This window comes from Kribbella sp. (assembly GCF_035687465.1).
GTDB lineage: Bacteria > Actinomycetota > Actinomycetes > Propionibacteriales > Kribbellaceae > Kribbella.
Genome location: NZ_DASRXP010000678.1, coordinates 1 through 16,563, shown reverse-complemented (window position 1 = coordinate 16,563; position 16,563 = coordinate 1). Strand labels below are relative to the sequence as shown.

The 16,563-nt window shown below is 67.9% G+C and carries 16 protein-coding genes; 10 read left to right on the top strand and 6 right to left on the bottom strand.

What is annotated here, in order from left to right; translation table 11 throughout:
* The 6 genes from VFG33_RS36350 to VFG33_RS36325 all read left to right on the top strand — a co-directional run.
* Window positions 1-1,062: enolase C-terminal domain-like protein (locus VFG33_RS36350; protein ID WP_325057572.1), on the top strand; the 1,062-nt coding region annotated here is incomplete at its 5' end.
* A 32-nt stretch (window positions 1,063-1,094) separates the two neighbouring features.
* Entirely contained in the window at window positions 1,095-2,462 is a 1,368-nt protein-coding gene (locus VFG33_RS36345) for an ABC transporter substrate-binding protein (RefSeq protein ID WP_325057571.1), read from the top strand.
* Window positions 2,459-3,394 carry a carbohydrate ABC transporter permease gene (locus VFG33_RS36340; protein WP_325057570.1) on the top strand — a complete coding sequence of 312 codons (936 nt, stop codon included), beginning with the start codon at window positions 2,459-2,461 and terminating at the stop codon, window positions 3,392-3,394. The genes VFG33_RS36345 and VFG33_RS36340 overlap by 4 nt, the downstream gene beginning before the upstream one ends.
* Entirely contained in the window at window positions 3,391-4,293 is a 903-nt protein-coding gene (locus VFG33_RS36335) for a carbohydrate ABC transporter permease (protein ID WP_325057569.1), read from the top strand. Before VFG33_RS36340 ends, VFG33_RS36335 begins: the two co-directional genes overlap by 4 nt.
* Before the next feature lie 68 nt (window positions 4,294-4,361).
* Window positions 4,362-4,520, top strand: a complete 159-nt coding sequence (locus tag VFG33_RS36330; protein ID WP_325057568.1) for an SDR family oxidoreductase — start codon at window positions 4,362-4,364, stop codon at window positions 4,518-4,520.
* Between the two features lie 84 nt (window positions 4,521-4,604).
* Window positions 4,605-5,180 (top strand): nicotinamidase, encoded by a 576-nt coding sequence (locus tag VFG33_RS36325; RefSeq protein WP_325057567.1) that lies wholly within the window; start codon window positions 4,605-4,607, stop codon window positions 5,178-5,180.
* Here the strand turns inward: VFG33_RS36325 and VFG33_RS36320 are convergent.
* The 4 genes from VFG33_RS36320 to VFG33_RS36305 all read right to left on the bottom strand — a co-directional run bounded on the left by VFG33_RS36320 (window position 5,173) and on the right by VFG33_RS36305 (window position 9,226).
* Entirely contained in the window at window positions 5,173-6,708 is a 1,536-nt protein-coding gene (locus VFG33_RS36320) for an AbgT family transporter (protein ID WP_325057566.1), read from the bottom strand. The genes VFG33_RS36325 and VFG33_RS36320 overlap by 8 nt on opposite strands.
* A gap of 1 nt (window position 6,709) precedes the next feature.
* Window positions 6,710-7,654: a CE1 family esterase gene (locus VFG33_RS36315; protein ID WP_325057565.1), complete on the bottom strand. Its 945-nt coding sequence runs from the start codon at window positions 7,652-7,654 to the stop codon at window positions 6,710-6,712.
* 109 nt (window positions 7,655-7,763) lie between these two features.
* Window positions 7,764-8,492: a creatininase family protein gene (locus tag VFG33_RS36310; protein ID WP_325057564.1), complete on the bottom strand. Its 729-nt coding sequence runs from the start codon at window positions 8,490-8,492 to the stop codon at window positions 7,764-7,766.
* A gap of 17 nt (window positions 8,493-8,509) precedes the next feature.
* Window positions 8,510-9,226: a FadR/GntR family transcriptional regulator gene (locus VFG33_RS36305; RefSeq protein WP_325057563.1), complete on the bottom strand. Its 717-nt coding sequence runs from the start codon at window positions 9,224-9,226 to the stop codon at window positions 8,510-8,512.
* 162 nt (window positions 9,227-9,388) lie between these two features.
* Between VFG33_RS36305 and VFG33_RS36300 the strand changes: the two genes are divergently transcribed.
* From VFG33_RS36300 to VFG33_RS36290, 3 genes are all read left to right on the top strand, one after another.
* Complete coding sequence (locus VFG33_RS36300; protein WP_325057562.1) at window positions 9,389-9,526, top strand: hypothetical protein; 138 nt, start codon at window positions 9,389-9,391, stop codon at window positions 9,524-9,526.
* A 128-nt stretch (window positions 9,527-9,654) separates the two neighbouring features.
* Entirely contained in the window at window positions 9,655-10,368 is a 714-nt protein-coding gene (locus tag VFG33_RS36295) for an IclR family transcriptional regulator (protein WP_325057561.1), read from the top strand.
* 70 nt (window positions 10,369-10,438) lie between these two features.
* Entirely contained in the window at window positions 10,439-13,150 is a 2,712-nt protein-coding gene (locus tag VFG33_RS36290; RefSeq protein ID WP_325057560.1) for an AfsR/SARP family transcriptional regulator, read from the top strand.
* Here the strand turns inward: VFG33_RS36290 and VFG33_RS36285 are convergent.
* Window positions 13,147-15,021 (bottom strand): bifunctional metallophosphatase/5'-nucleotidase, encoded by a 1,875-nt coding sequence (locus VFG33_RS36285; protein WP_325057559.1) that lies wholly within the window; start codon window positions 15,019-15,021, stop codon window positions 13,147-13,149. The genes VFG33_RS36290 and VFG33_RS36285 overlap by 4 nt on opposite strands.
* 106 nt (window positions 15,022-15,127) lie before the next feature.
* Between VFG33_RS36285 and VFG33_RS36280 the strand changes: the two genes are divergently transcribed.
* Window positions 15,128-15,895, top strand: coding sequence for a polysaccharide deacetylase family protein (locus VFG33_RS36280; protein ID WP_325057558.1), 768 nt, complete (start codon window positions 15,128-15,130; stop codon window positions 15,893-15,895).
* A gap of 8 nt (window positions 15,896-15,903) precedes the next feature.
* Here VFG33_RS36280 and VFG33_RS36275 read toward each other — a convergent pair whose 3' ends face one another.
* The gene (locus VFG33_RS36275; protein ID WP_325057557.1) at window positions 15,904-16,539 is read right to left on the bottom strand and encodes a hypothetical protein; all 636 of its coding nucleotides are present in this window, start codon (window positions 16,537-16,539) and stop codon (window positions 15,904-15,906) included.
* Between the last annotated feature and the right edge of the window lie 24 nt (window positions 16,540-16,563).

Genomic DNA, 16,563 nt, shown 5'->3' with positions numbered 1-16,563 from the left:
CGGGTCCAGATCCCGGCGGCCACCCCGCGGTTCAACTGGCGCGCCGGGCTGGGCGGCAGTGCCCCCGAGACAGCCGGCGCCGTCCTGCGGATCGGCACCGACGAGGGCGCGGAGGGAGTGGCCCTGTTCGCCAGGCCCGGTGCCGCGGCTCAACTCGAAGACCTCGTCGACCGGGTGTTCCGTGACGAGCTGATCGGCCAGGATCCCTACCAGCGGGAGTGGCTGTGGCACCGCGTCTGGGAACTCGACCGGATCCAGGAGCTGCCCCTTCCGGCGCTCGGCCTGATCGACGTCGCCCTGTGGGACCTGGCCGGGCGCGCCGCCGGCCAGCCTGTCTGGCAACTGCTCGGCGGACACCGCCGCTCGATCCCCGCGTACGCGTCGACCTCGACCTTCAGCAGCACGGAAGAGTTCCTGGACGTGGCCACCCAGTGCCTCGAGCTCGGGTATGCCGCGATCAAGCTGCACGCGTGGGGCGACGCACGCCGCGACGCCGAACTGTGCGCCGCCCTGCGCGACCACGTCGGCAGCGCGATCCCCTTGATGTACGACGGTTCGGCCGGCTTCGACCTGCCGGACGCGATCTACCTCGGCAAGGCGCTCAGCGACCTCGACTACCTCTGGTACGAGGAACCGATGCGCGAGTTCAGCATCACCGCGTACGGCCACCTCGCCCGCACGGTCGGGATTCCGCTGCTGGTGGCCGAGACCTCCGACGGCGCCCACATGAACTCGGCCGACTTCATCGGCGCGGGTGCCGCGACCTTCGGCGTCCGCGCCGGTACGACGCTTCGCGGCGGCATCACCGGCGCGATGAGAACCGCCCACCTCGCCGACGCCTACCGCCTCAGAGCCGAGGTGCACGGCTCCGACATCCCCAACCGGCACCTCTGCATGGCGATCTCCAACACCACGTACTACGAGTCCCTGGTCACCTCGACCGTCGTCAGCCGGGAGTCCTGCGTCGACGCGAACGGCCTCGTCCATGCACCGCTCACCCCCGGAATCGCCCTCCCTCCGCACCTCGACTACCCCAAGGCAGTGCGGCAGTTCGCCGCCTGACCGCAAGCCACTCCGCTCAGAAGGACAAGGCAATGAAGCTGTCGTCACCACCTCGCAGTACCGTCGCGGCCCTGTGCGCCACGATCGTCGTCACCCTGACCACCCTCGCCGCCTGCGCGCCCGCCGACACCTCGACCGCTCCGGCCGCCTCGTCCGCGTCCTTCACTCCCGCGCCCCAGGACGAATCCGCCAAGATCACGGTCTGGGCCGACTCGACCCGGCTGCCGGCCGTGCAGGCGTACCAGAAGTCGCACCCCGACGCGAAGCTGGACATCGTCACCTACGACGGCAGCGCGGACGGATCCACCTACCTGCAGACGAAGATCCAGCTCTTCGACCGGACCGGCTCCGGCTGGCCCGACGTGGTCTTCGCCGCTCCGACCGACGTCACCTGGGCGTCGGCACCGACCGGTCCGTCGGCTCAGGCCTTCGCCGCACCGCTGAACCAGGGCCTGGTCCCCCAGTCGACCCTCGACAACTTCGCCAAGGGATCCCTCACACCGTGTGAGTTCGGCGGCGGCACCTACTGCCTTCGCAATGACATCGCGCAGGTCGTCACCTGGTACAACAAGAAGCTGATGGACAGCTTCGGCTACACCGTCCCCACCACCTGGGAGCAGTACCAGGCCCTCGGGGCGAAGGTCGCCAAGGAGCACCCGGGCTATCTGCTCGGCGCTGTCGGGGACACCAACTCCCAGGAGTCCTACTTCTGGTCCAGCCAGTGCCCGGCCTTCAACCTGACCAGCCCCGACACGCTGCGGACCGACCTGCAGGACCCCCACTGCACCCGGATGGCGACCCTGCTCGACTCGATGGTCGCGAACGGTTCGGTCAGCAAAGACGCCTTCTTCGGCCAGAGCTTCGCCCAGCAGCACGGCTCGAAGGTCCTGATGGCCGTCGGCCCGTCCTGGTACGGGCAGTACCTGTTCAACTCCGCCTTCAAGACCCCTGCGGGTCAGATCGCGGCCGCCGCCCCGCTCACCTGGGACGGCGACCCGACCGTTGCCACCGGCAACGTCGGCGGCGGTATCTGGATGGTGTCGTCGCACAGCAAGAACCTGAAGAGCGCCACCGACCTGGTCAGCTGGCTCACCACCTCCAACGAGAACCAGGCGAGCGCACCGACCTACCCCGCCTACACCCCGGCCGCGACGGCATGGCTGGCGAACCCGGTGAACAGCAAGTACTTCGCCAACGACGTCAGCTCCGCGTTCCAGGCGGCCGCGAACGCCGTCTGGCCCGGCTGGTCCAACACCCGGTTCAGTGACGCGACCGCCTGGTCCAGCGTCGTCCTGCCCGCCTTGACCGCCGGTAAGACTCTGACCGCGACCCTGCCCGCCTGGCAGACCGCGATCGAGAACGAAGCCAAAGCGGCCGGATACACGGTCACGACGAAATGACCGAGGTCGGGCTGCGCGGGTCTTTCAGCGCACCCGTGGCAGGCGTCGCCCGCCGCCGTTCGCGGCGGCGGGCGGGCTCCGCGGGCTACTTCTTCGTCGCCGGCTATGCCATCTTGCTGGTCGCGTTCGGCATCGTGCCGACGCTGTACGCCTTCTACCTGGCCTTCACCAACGAGAAGGGCCAGTTCACCGGCCTCAACCAGTTCGTCAAGGTCGTGCAGGACTACCGGTTCGCGCCAGCGTTCCTGCACGTCGGCGTCTACCTGGTGCTCTGGCTGGCCATCCTGATGGTTCTCACGGTCACCGTCGCTATCATCCTGCGCGGCCGCCTGCGTCCCGGACTGTCGGCGGCGCTGCGCTTCCTCTACTACATCCCCGGAGCGCTTGCGGGCGTGGCGAGCGTCCTGGTGTGGCTCTTCATGCTCGATCCGTCGGTCAGCCCCGCGGCAGGTCTCTTGCGGTTGTTCGGTTTCGAGAGCTTCGCCCAGGTACTGGGCCCCGCGAACCTGCCGGTCATCTTCGTTCTGATCGCGTTCTGGACCGGCGCCGGCGGGTGGATCGTGGTGATGTACGGCGCTCTCAACAACATTCCCGACGACGTTCTCGAGGCGGCCCGGATCGACGGCGCCGGCGCCTGGAAGACGGCCCGGTACATCCAGATCCCGATGATCGGCAAATGGATCGCCTACATGGCGATCCTGGCCTTCGCGGGCGGCACCCAGTTGTTCATCGAACCGCAGATGCTGCAGACCGCGAGCCTGGGCCGGCTGGATCCTGCCTGGTCCCCGAACCAGTTGGCCTACGTCCTGGCCTTCCGGTACGGCGACTTCAACGGCGCCGCGGCGGTGTCCCTGATCCTGCTCGTGCTCGGCCTGATCTGCGCCGGACTGCTGGTCCGCCGATCCGGACTGTTCAAGGTGGATTCCGAATGACCACTGTCGACAACACCCGACCGGCCCCACGGGCCTCCCGCTGGATCTCCTTGGCCGTCACCGCAGTACTGCTGGTGGGCTTGCTGGTGTTCTTCGTCCTGCCGGTGATCTGGCTGCTGCTGGCACCGACGAAGACCGCCGCTGACCTCGTCAACCAGGGACCGCTGACCTTCGGATCCCTGCACAATGTCGGCCGGGCGTGGCACAACCTGACCTCGTTCCAGGACGGCATCCTGTTCGTCTGGTTGAAGAACTCGGCCATCTACTCGGTCGGCTCCCTCGTCCTCACCCTCGCCACCAGCGTGCCCGCCGGGTATGCGTTGGCGCTGACGAAGTTCCGGGGTCGTCGGCTGTTGCTGACGGTCACCCTGCTGGTGATGATCATGCCGTCGGCCGCGCTGGTGCTGCCGCTCTTCCTGGAACTCAACCGCTTCGGCCTGATCGGGACGGCCTGGTCGATCATCCTGCCGTTCTCGTTCTTCCCGTTCGGGGTCTATCTGGTCTACATCTACTACGCGACCAGCCTGCCGACCGAGATGCTGGAGGCCGCCCGGATCGACGGCGCCGGGGAATGGCGCACGTTCGTCTCCATCGCCCTGCCGCTGGCCAAGCCCGTGATCGCCCTGGTGGCCTTCTTCAGCTTCGTCGGGAACTGGAACAACTTCTTCCTCCCCTACCTGGTACTGCCGAGCACCAAGCAGTTCCCGATCCAGGTCGGGCTGAACCAATTGCTGTCCTCGACACCGTCGTTCAACCCGGTCGCCGGGGCCGGACTGAACATCACCAGCCCCGAACTCGCCCTGTCCATCATCATCGCGATCCTGCCGGTGCTCGTGGTCTTCCTGTTCTCCCAGCGGGCCCTGGTGTCCGGGATGCTGGCCGGCGCCACCAAGGGGTGAAGGCCGCGTGTGCAGTCATTGTTAGTCGGCTAAGTTTTCCGTTAGTCGGCTAACAATATCTGCGAGTTGTGGACCTGATCGAGCAGATCGCCCAGAAGTTCACCGCGAGGCGGTTCCCCGACGCAGCGGATGTGGCGGCGGCGATCGTCTTCCTCTGCTCGGCCCGGACCACCGCCACCCAGGGCGAGATCATCAGGGTCAACGGCGGCATCCTGACCACCGACTGAGCCGCTGTGCCGCGCGCAGCCCTCAGATGCGGGCTGCGCGCGACCGCTCCTTGTACCGTGGGTCCACGAGAGAGGAGCGGTGCGATGACCAGGGCATTGATCGTGGTCGACGTGCAGAACGACTTCTGCGAGGGCGGCAGCCTGGCCGTCAGCGGCGGTGCGGACGTTGCTTTCCGGATCGGCGAACTGCTGCACAAATGGCACCAGGCCGAGCCCGACGAGAAGCAGTACAGCCATGTCGTCGCCACCCGTGACCACCACATCGATCCGGGCAGCCACTTCTCCGAGACCCCTGACTTCGTCGATTCCTGGCCGCGGCACTGCGTGGCCGGTACCGACGGCGTCGGCTTCCACCCGAACCTCGACCCGCAGCCGTTCGACGCCATCTTCGACAAGGGCGAGTACGCCGCGGCGTACTCCGGGTTCGAGGGCAAGTCCCTCGACGGCCACGGCCTGGCGGACTGGCTCCGCGAGAAGGGCGTCACCCAGGTCGACGTCTGCGGCCTGGCCACGGACTACTGCGTCCGCGCCACGGCTCTCGATGCAAGCCGCGAAGGATTCGGTACTACGGTCCTGACCGGACTCACCGCAGGGGTGGCTCCGGCCAGCACCGAGAACGCCTTGGTGGAGATGCGAACCGCGGGCGTCACCCTTACCTGACCGGCGCTCCCGGACCGAGTGGGATCCCCAACGCCCACCAGGCAAGGAAGAGCAGCGTCCAGGCGACGGTCATCGCGACAGCCAGCGGGACGGTGTACGACGCGAGTGTGCCGACCCCGGCGTCCTTGCGATACCGCTGCAGGAATCCCAGCGCCATCACGAAGTACGGGCTCATCGGTGTGATCGCGGTCGACCCCGAGTCGGCGATCCGGAACAGCGCCTGGGTGGTCTCGGCCGGCACGTTCAGCAGCAGCATCATCGGCACCAGGATCGGCGCGGTCAGCGCCCACATCGCCGAACCGCTGGTGACCAGGATGTTGATCAGCGTCAGCAGCGCCAGGATGCCGAGGAAGATCAGCACCGTCGGCGCCCCGAGATCGCCGAGGACCCGAGCCGACTCGGCGGACAGCAGGTCGCCGATCCGGCTCCAGCTGAAGTACGCCAGGAACTGCGCGATCGCGAAGAACAGCACCAGTACCGGGGCCATCTGTTTGATGCCTTCGGCCATCAACGCCGGCACGTCACCGGCCTTCTGGATCTTGCCGACGGTGACGCCGTAGGTGATCCCGACCAGGCCGAACAGCACCGCCACGACCATCGCGATCCCGTCCAGGAACGGCGATTCGACGATACTGCCGTTCTCCCCGCGCAACGGTGAGTTGTGCGGCACCAGTACCGCGATGATCGCGACCGCGGCCAGGCCGAAGACGATGGTCGCGCGCCGGAGGCCGATCCGCTCGCGCACGGACAACTGCAGTGCTTCCAGATCGTCCAGATCCGCGTCGGCGTCCGGCTCCAGATCCGTCCGCTTGCTCAGGACCAGCCGGGTGACCAAGGTGATCACCAGTGCGAGCAGTACCGACGAGGCGATGTTGAAGAACCAGTTCGACAGCGGTGACACATAGGCGTCCGGGTCGATCGTCCGGGCCGCGGCCGTGGTGATGCCGGCGAAGATCGCGTCGTTCGGCGTCGGGATCGGGCTGGCGTCGTACCCGGAGGCAATCGAGGTGTACGCCACCACGATGCCAAGGATCGGCGACCGGCCGACCGCCCGGAACGCGAGCCCGCCCAACGGCACCAGGATGATGTACGCCGCGGCCGACGCGACGTGAGCCATCGTGCCCGCGAAGGCGACCGCGAACACCACCATCGAGGTCGGCACCCGGGACACGCTCACCCGCATCAGCGCCTGCAGGAACCCGGTCCGCTCGGCCAGCGCGACGCCCATGATCACCACCACGATGGTGGCCATCGGCGGGAACTCCGCGAAGTTCGAGATCGCGGTGGACACCGCCATCTGCAGGCCGTCGCCGGACAGCAGGTTCTGGACAGCGACGGTCTTGCCGTCCTTCGGCGACACCACGGACACGTCCAGCGCGGCCAGGATCGCGCTCACTACCCCGAGGATCGCGGACAGGATCCAGAACAGCCAGAACGGGTGCGGCAGCGCGTTGCCCGCCCGCTCGATCACTGCCATCCCCCGGACCAGGCGGGGTATGTCCTTCGTCTCGTTCGCAGTCGTAGTCATGTCAGTTCCTCAGCTTGTGGGCGCGGAAGAACGCCCCGATCAGCTCGTGCGCCTCGAAGGTCTGGGTGACGTAACCAGGTCCGGACGACGAGTCGGACCCGGGCCAGCTGTGACCACCATCAGTGACAGCCACGTGTACTACGTCCGCTCGGCATCCCTTGTAGGTCATCGTCAGCACGTCGTCGCCTTGCTGAGTCACCCGCGGCTCAGGTGTGCAGTGGTCACGAACTGCCCAGTCACGGACCCATGTCTGCACACTCGGGAGAGCCCGGGCGCCGTCACCGTCGTACGGGATGGTGGTGTCGCCGGTGCCGTGGATCGCGAGGACGGGCACCGGGCGGCTGGGCGCACATCGCTTGCCCTGTTGGTAGAACGCGCCGCTGACCGGGGCGATCGCGGCGAACCGGTCGGCCATCACACAGGCCAGGATGCCGGTGAATCCGGCGCCGTTGGACTTGCCGGTCGCGTAGACGGCGCTGGTGTCCACGCAGAAGCCGGCCTCGATCGTGTCGAGCAGGTCCGCGGTGAACTTGACGTCGTCGACCCCCTTCGCCGCGTACGGCGCGCCCTGCCAGGCCTGCTTGTCCTCGTCCCCGAGCACTCCGTTGGGGTAGGCAACGATCGCGTTCAGCTTGGACAGGTCGGAGAACGCCTCGGTGAACTCACCGGTCTTGCCGCGCCCGTGATAGACGACGATCAACTGGTACGACGTGCGCGCGTCGTACGAAGCGGGGAGATGCAGGCGATAGGTCCGGGTGATCCCACCGCTGACCAGCTGGTAGTCGGCGCCGGTACCGGGCTGTTGGTTCGGTTGTGTGCGGCAACCAGTACTGCGGGAGCTGTCAGCCGCAGTTGCCGGGAGCAACGGGGCACCGGCCACGGCGGTCACCAGGCCGGCCGTGACCACTCCGGTCAAGATGGTTCTTCTCAGGCGGGTGAGGTTCATCAGGGATGCCTCCTCGGGCAAGGCGGCCTGCAGGCGGGCAGGCGCGCGGCTGGAACGGCATCGGGCGCGTTCCAGTGAAGGGGAAACGGGAAGGACAGTGGGCTGCTGGTCAGGCCGTGAGGAGCTCGGCGGCGAAGGCGGCTATGCGGTCGGCGGCCGTCTCGACCAGGAGACGGCCTTGCTCGGCAGTGGCGCGTCGGGGGTCTCCCAGGACGCCACGCTTGTGGTACTCGTCGAACCCAACGGACAGGCGCGGGCCCTGCGCCTGTCGGGACAGCCGGGCCGGTGTGGTCAGCTCGTCGAGAGTGGTGGCACCGGGCTCGAGGCGTTCGGCCTGGACGAGCTCGGGGGCCAGGTACAACATCTGGGCAGTCTCCGCCTCACCGGCGTGGCCGTGGACCTGACTCACGTCGGTGATCAGGTCCGAGACAACCGCGGTGATCGGGGTCCAGGCGAACAGGAGATCGCTGCGAAGGTACTCCTGAGCCAGCACCGACAGGGCGGCGTTGTTCCCGCCGTGGCCGGTGATGACGAGGAACTGCCGCCAGCCGTGCTGGTACAGGCTGTCGACCAGGTCCCTCAGTACCTGCTGAAAAGTTGCCGGTGACAACGTCATGGTGCCGGCAAAAGCCATGTGATGCGGCGAAACGCCGTACGGAACAGCCGGAGCCAACACCGCTTGCCCCGCAAGGCGTGCAGTCACCAACTCGGCCACTCCAACAGCCCGCACGGTGTCGGTGGACATCGCCATCCCGCCACCATGCTGCTCCAACGCCCCCACTGGAATGATCACCAGCGGCGAACTCCGCACCGCCTCCGCGGCTTCATCCGTCGTCATCTCTCCCAGGCGCTTCATCATGAGTCCACCGGAAATGTCGCGGCTTCGACTGTCACGCGGATGTGGTCGAGGTGTTGGCGGGTCAGGGTTTCGGCGGCGGTCGCGTCGCCTGCCTGTACTGCCTCGAAGATCGCGCGGTGCTCTTCGTAGTCGCGGTTGCGGTTGTCGTAGAGCTGACGGATCTGTTGCTGCTCGCGCACCCGCACCTTGAGCAGTGACGCCAGCAGTTCCTCCACTACCGGGTTGCCACTCGCGGCAGCGAGCTCGACATGGAAGTTGAGCGCAAACGCAGGCCCACCAGGCGGCGTCAACGCGTTGGTGACAGCCGCCTCGAGCCGATCCAGCGACGGCACAGCGCCGCCAGCCTCGGCAGAGCCGGCGGTATGGGCGGCTTGAGCGGCCACGGCGGGCTCGATCAGGAGGCGGGCGCCGATCAGTTGCAGGACCGAGTCCTTGGTGATCGGCGGGCGGTGCGGGTTCGCCAGGACGACGTTGTTGATCGTCGGTCCGACGTAGGTCCCGGACCCGTGCCGGAATTCGACCGCGCCGGTCGCCTCCAGCTTCCGCAACGCCTCCCGAATGGTCGGCGTGGTGATCTCGAACCGCTTCGCCAGCTCCCGCGCGGACGGGATCGCGTCCCCCGGCCCCAACTCACGCTCGCGGATGATCCCCAGGATCGCCTCGGTCAGCCGATCCGACAGGCTCGGCGCAGCATCAACGGTTGAGTAAGTCACAAACTGACTAAATCACTTAGCCAATCACTGGTCAAGAGCCCGGAAGAAAAGTGTTCCGGGCCCCGGAACACCTCCGCCCACCGGGATCGCATCGTTGCTCTACTTCAGCTCAGGCCGGTTGTCCCGACCGGCCACCGCCCCAACAGTTGAAGGAGATCAACGATGTTCGCACTCCGCAGGAACCGTTTCACCGCCTCCGTGCTCGCAGTCGGCTTCCTGGCCCTCGGCGCGTTCGCGACGCACACCTTCAGCACCGCCGACAGTGGTTCGCAAGCGGTCTGCAGCCGCGCCTGCCCGTAAGCCCCAGCCGCACCCCTCGAGCTCCGCCCCCTGTGAGTGGCCAGTGCCCCACCTGGCCACTCACAGGCATTTCCGTCCCTCGAGACGGCATCGAGAACTTCTCGAGACGGCCACGGAACCCTGGTCTCATGATCGAAAACGCACTGGTCCTCTACGACTCGCTGCGTGCTGCCGGTCCGGCGATGCGCTTGTCCGACCTGAGCCGGTCCACCGGGCTGCCGAAGTCCACCACCCATCGACTCCTGCACGCATTGATCGCGTCCGGTCTGGTGGTCCGGTTCGGCGTCGGGTACGCCGCCGCCGAGCGCTCGGGCGACTCCGTCTCCCCGGCCGATGGACGGCGCGACCTGCTCCGCGGGCTGGCGCCGTTCCTCGGGGACCTGATGGTTCGGACCCGCCTGACCGCGAGCCTCGCAGTACTGGACGGGGCGGAGGTCGTGTTCGTGCATCGGGTCTATTGCCACGACAACGCGCCGACGCCCAGCGATGACTCGGGGCGTGCGAGTGCCCATCGAACTGCTTCCGGCCGGATGCTGTTGGCGCAGCATCCGAGGATCGCCTGCGAGCTGGCCGAGACGTGGAAGCTCGCCCCGGCCGAGGCTGCGGCTGTCCACTGCGACCTGGCCCGGATCAGACGCAACCAACTCGCCGTCGTCGACGCGGGCGGGATCAGTTGCCTGGCGCTACCAGTGCCCGTCGGGCCTGGTTGCCTGCCGATTGTTCTGGCTGTGAAGGGAAAAACAGGCACCTTCGATCATCAGCGCGCGCAGTACTGGCTGCGCCATATCGCCCAACTGGCAGCCCGATCGAGCCGCGACCCGGCCTTGGCATCGACCGGCTGACCGGTCATCATGAAACCGCGCGACCTGGGGCGGTAGGCCCTGCCCGAGTGGTGGATCGGAGCGGCCAAGGATGGGTGGAACCGGCGAACCGGGGATCACCGTCGACCTGCTCGGCCGGATCAGGGCGCTCGACGGCGACACCGAGTTCGACCTGGGCGCGCCCGGACCGCGCTCGTTGTTCTGCGTCCTCGCGCTACGCCCCAACTCGACGATCAGCCTGAGCCAACTGGTGGACGCGCTCTGGGGCGAGGCAGTGCCCAAGACGGCCGCGGGCGGCATCTACACCTACATCTCGGTACTCCGCAAAGCCCTCCAGCCAGGGTGGACCCGAAGTCAGGAGCACCGGATCCTCGCCGGCAAGCCCGGTGGATACTCGCTCGTCCTTCCTCCCCAAGCAGTCGATGTCGGCCGCTTCGAGGTCGCGGCCGCCGAGGCGAAACGCCGGTGGTCGGTCGACGACTTCCCCCAGGCCCTGGCGCAGTGTGATCGCGCTTTGGCGGAGTGGGGAGGTCCGCCGCTCGAAGGGGCGGTCGGACCGTTCGCAGCCGGCGAGCGTGCGCGGCTGGAGGCAGTCAAGCTCGATGTGGAGGAGATCCGCGGCGCGGCTCTGATCGAGACGACCTCGGCCGGCGACGCGGTGACAGCGCTGTCCGTCCTGACCCTCGCCAACCCTCTGCGCGAGCGGTTGCACGAACTGCTGATGCTCGCGCTCTACCGGACCGGTCGGCAGGCCGAGGCGCTCGAGGTCTATCAGCGGGTGCGACGGCAGCTAATCGACGATCTCGGAATCGAACCAGGGCCGGCGTTACAGGAGATGCAGGAGCGCGTACTGACCGGGGCGGGCGCCGCTGAACGGCTGACCGGACCGAGGGCGCCACTCGTCGTCGGCGTGATACCGGCGCAGCTGCCGCACGGGCCCGCGCACTTCACCGGGCGGGACGACGAAGTCCGCCGGGTGACGGAGCTGTGCGAGGCAGCGACGAGTGACGCGCTCGGTGGATTCACGCTGATCCTGGCGATCGACGGAACCGCAGGGGTCGGCAAGACGGCTCTCGCGGTTCACCTGGCCGGCAAGGTCTCCAGCTCCTTCCCGGACGGACAGCTGTTCCTCGATCTGCGGGGTTTCGATCCTCGTGCCGCGCCGCTGACCTCCGAGGACGCCCTCGATCACCTGCTGCGTGGACTCGGTGCGGATGCGGAGCTGCTCAAGCGGGACGCGGTCGCGAAGGCCGCGCTGTATCGCTCGATGCTGTCCGGTCGCCGGGTCCTGGTGGTGCTCGACAACGCGGCTGACGCCGAGCAGGTGCGTCCGTTGTTGCCGGGTTCCAAGGGATGTCTGGCCGTGGTGACGAGCCGGAATCGACTGGCCGGGTTGGTGGCCCGTGACGGCGCGACGCGCGTCAGCGTCGACGTGCTGCCGCCGGAGTCGTCCCTCGATCTCCTTCGCCGCATCCTCGGCCCTGAGGTCGTCGACGCCGACCCCGGGCCTGCACACGAGCTGGCCGCGTACTGCGGACATCTGCCGCTGGCCCTGCGGATCGCAGCCGAGCGGATCGCGGGCAGTGAGCACTACCAGCTCAGCGATCTCGTGCGGGAGTTGCAGAGTGATCGCCTCGACAGCCTTTCCACGCCGGACGATGAGTCGTCGGTGGTCCGGTCAGTGTTCTCGTGGTCCTATCGGGCCCTGAAACCGGGAGATGCCCGGGCCTTCCGCTTGCTCGGGCTGCACCCGGCCACCGAGATCGGCGTACTGGACGCGGCAGCCCTGCTCGCGCTCGACGGACCGGCTGCCCGGCGGCAGCTGGACAGTCTGGTCCGCTGGCACCTGCTGGAACAGGTCGGCCGCGATCGCTACCGCTTCCATGACCTGTTGCGGATCTATGCCGCCGAATGCGCCGAGCGCGACGAACCGGACTCCAGGTCGGCGATCGGCCGGCTGCTCGACTGGTACGTGAACTCGACTGTCGCGGCGCGCGAAGTGGTCGCCCCTGGGCTCGGCGAGATCGCCGTCACCAGCCCGGAGTACCCGGCGATGACCTGGCGGACGTACGACGTGGCGATGGCGTGGGCGGGCCGCGAACTGACCGCCCTTGTCGACGTACTGCGCCTGGCGGCGGACCGTGGATTCGACGAGCTCGCCGCGAGACTCGCCACCGCGCTGGGCGTGCTCTGCCACGGCACCAGCCGGTGGTCCGACTGGCTCCAGGTGATCGAGCTCGGCGAGGAGGCGGCCCACCGGATCGGTGACCCGATCAGCCTGGGCAGGTTGGCCAATGACACCGGGGTGGTCTACCACTTCCTCGGCCGGCACGACGAGGCCATTGCCAGCCACGAGACCGCGGTCGCGATCTTCACCGGTATCGGGAATCCGCAGGACCAGGCCGTGGCGACCAATCTCGCGGTGGCCTACTCGATGATGGGTCGGCACCTGGAGGCGTTGCCCCTGCTGGAGGACGCGATGCGGCTCGCCCGGGAGCAGGGGAACCGCTTCCTCGAGGCCTCGGTGGCGGACAACCTGGGCGCGGTACTGTCCGGGCTCGGGCGGCACGACGAGGCGATCGAGCACGGGCTGCACAGTCTGGAGCTGATCCGGGAAGAAGGTTCCGAGCACATGCTCGGGCACGCGCTGACCCAGGTCGGCGACTCGTGCCTGCGGGCCGGACGGGTCGACGAGGCGAGGCGCCACTACGGTGCCGCACTCGAGTTGTGGCGCGGCCTTGATGATCAGTGGGGCGAGGTCCGCAGTCTCGACCGCCTCACCAAGACCGCCGCCGAAACCTAGGCTGTGACGACGATGGGGCCACCGTTGGAGGTCAGCGACCAGTCGGTGGTGTGGAAGGCGTTCGGGTCGACCTCGCCGGTGGCGGTGACGTAGTCGATCATCAGCTGACGGATCTCCACCTGGCGGTTGTAGACCACGGGGGCCGTCTTGACGTGCGGGAAGTTGCCGCCGCCGGACTGACGATAGTTGTTCACTGCCACGACGAACTGCTGGTCCGCGGTCACCGCGACGCCGCCGTACTGGAGGTCGGTAATGCGGGAGCCGGTCGGCTTCGCGATGTCGATCTTGTACGCCAGCGGCATCGTCAGGCCGCCGAGGATGTCGTAGTTGTAGTCAGGCGTCCCGGTCGGCGCGGTCGGGGTCGGCGCGTTCGTCACCTGGTCCGAGGGGAAGGGTCCCGCGCCGGTGACCTGCTTGAAGTACTGCGCGGAGAACTCCAGGTAGTCCTTCACCTGGGCGCCGGTCATCGTCACCGCGAGCAGGGTGTTATCGAAGATGTAGAGCCCGGCCACATCGCGGACCGAGACATCACCCGCCGGGATCGCCGCCGCGCGGTTGAAGGGCGCCGCGATCGCGAGCACCGGCAACGTGGCTTGCGGAGTACCGACGAGGGCTTTGGCGACTGCGTCGGCCTGGACGAAGTTCACGAAGTCGAGTGCGGCCGTGTCCTCCCAGGGCGCGGTCGCGGCGGACATCGCCTCGGTGCAGGTGCCGACCTTGGCGTTGACGTACTCGACCACCTTGTCGTGGTCCTTCTGCAGCAGCCTGGTGACGCGCGGGTCCGCGGCGACGGTGTTCGCGTTCAGCACCTGGCTGTGCCGGGCGACCACCTTCCAGCGACCGCGGACCTTCTGCAGGTCCAGGTCGATCACGGCCAGCCGCATGCCCCACTTGAGCGGGTCGATCAGGACGACCTGGTCGCCGGTCTGCTTGTTGGTGACGTACCGCTGCGGGATCTCCTGGTGGGCATGGCCGACGAGGACTGCGTCGATCCCGGGGACCTCCTCCGCCATCAGGGCCGAGGCGTTCTCCGGGAAGGGGAGCGCGTCGCCGTACGAGGAGGACAGGTCCATGCCGGAGTGCGAGGACACGACGACGACGTCGGCACCCGCCTTGCGGATCCGCGGGACCCAGAGCTTGGCGAGCTCGACGATGCCGCCGAACTTGAGCTTGTTCTCGACGACCGCCTTGTCCCAGATCGCGATGCCCGGGTTGGTCAGGCCGAGGATGCCGACGGTGATCGGCTTCTCGCCCGGCACGTGGACCCGCTTCAGCACGTACGGCGGGAAGACGGGCAGACCCGTGGTCCAGTCCTGCGCGTTGGCTCCGAGCAGCGGGAAGTCCAGCTGTCGCTGGAACTTGCGGAGGATGTCCAGGCCGTAGTTGAACTCGTGGTTCCCGAGCGCGGCGGCGTCATACCCGATCTCGTTCATCGCGGCGGCCATCGGGTGCAGGTGGCCGCCGGTGATCGGCTGGATCCGGGCGAAGTAGTAGGCCAGCGGCGTGCCCTGGATGGTGTCGCCGGCGTCCAGCAGCAGCGGCTTCGGTGCCTTGCGGTCCTTGGCGAGCTGGTGGCGCAGGGCGGTGACGAGGGTGGAGATCTTCGCCAGGCCGATGTCGTTGTGCGCGGCATCGTCGTACTCGGCGTTCTTGAAGTAGTCCCAGTTGAAGACGTTGCCGTGCAGGTCGGTGGTGCCGAGCACGCTCAGCCGCACCGTCCTGGCCGACCCGCCACCGGCCGATCCGGCACTGAGCGATCCGGCGTAGGCGGGGGCCGCCTGGAAACCCGCAGCGGCCAGCGCCGTCGCGGCTGCGCCTCCGATCACCGTTCGCCTGCCCATCGTCGGCCGGTCGCCGTCTCTGTCCGTCATGATCCGCCTCACGCGTCGTCGAATATCGTGGCTCCGCAGCACCCTACGTGCGACACGCCCGGCGATGACGCCGGGATGGACCCGGGAGCACGAGAGGATGCCGCGCATGACCTTGCCGCCCGGCAAACTGTTCCTGCTTGCCGCCATCCTTTTCGGTGCCGCTCTCGCTCAGGCGGCCCGGCCGACCGACCACCCGGTCGCGGCAGCCGCGCCATCTGTCCGCCCGACCGCGCACGCACCGCTGACGGTCCCGGTCGGCAAGCGCACGACTCCCCCGAAGAGCCGCAAGACGCCTGCGACGACCCGCAACAACACCCGCACACCGCACACGGCCGACAGCGGGAAGGTGCTCTACCTGACCTTCGACGACGGGCCGCAACTCGTCTACACCCCTCAGGTACTGCGGGTGCTGGCGAAGCATCACGCGAAGGCGACGTTCTTCGTGCTCGGCCGGGAGGTCGCAGCGCATCCCGAACTGGTCGAGACCACCCGCAACCTCGGGCACCGGATCGGCAACCACACGTGGGACCACCCGCACCTGACCAAGCTGTCCGATGCGCGGCTCCGCCAGGAGATCGCCACCGGCGTGGAGTCGAAGTGCTTCCGGCCGCCGTTCCGGGAGACCAACGCTCACGTGCAGGCAGTCGCGGCGTCGTACCACCAACGCCAGGTGCTCTGGGACGTCGACACGTTGGACTGGGAGAAGCCGGGCGCGGCGAAGATCGAGCGCGCGATCCTGCGTGGAGCCCGGCCGGGCGCGATCATCCTGATGCACGACGGCGGCGGCGACCGCTCCGAGACAGTCGCGGCATTGGACCAGGCCCTCACCAAACTCACCGCCCAGGGCTACAGCTACCGCTCTCTGCCCTGCTGACCGCCGGCTTATCGTCCGCCTCGGCTGATTGCAGCGCGGCCCTCTGAGAAATGTTTGAGGGCTTGCTCGATCACGTGGACCGGCTGGTCCAGCGAGTTCACCAGGAAGAGGCCAGTCGGCTTCAGCAGCGGACTCGGCTTGACCACCGCCCGGACCGCCGCCTGATCAAGCCCCCGTACTCCGGCCGTGGTGGCGCCGATACCCGGCGCCAACTGCAGATCCAGCACGAACTGCCCGAACACCTTCGTCTGCTTGAACCCCCGCACCGTCGGCCACGGCAGAATCACCGGGTACGCCGCTCCGTCGCACGCCAACTCGAGTCCCTTGGGCGACATCCGCAGAGCCACCGGCGGCAACTCGTTCGCGGCGTACCAGCGCTGTCGTTCAGCATCCAGTCGCAACGCGAGCACCGTACTCAGCACCAGCGGCACCATGCTCGCCATCAACAACAACGCAAACGGCCACAACCCGGCACCCTGGAACGCGATCAGCGCGTACAACGCCCCAAGGATCCCCACGCCCCCGATCCCCAGCGTGACCCAAGCCCCCCGCCGCTGAAGCCGACTGACCATCGCCCGGCGCCGAACCACCGCATCCCGATCAATGCCGACAACAAATGTCTGCACCGGCGCCTGCTCACTCATCCCCCCACCCTCTCAGCCCCCCGG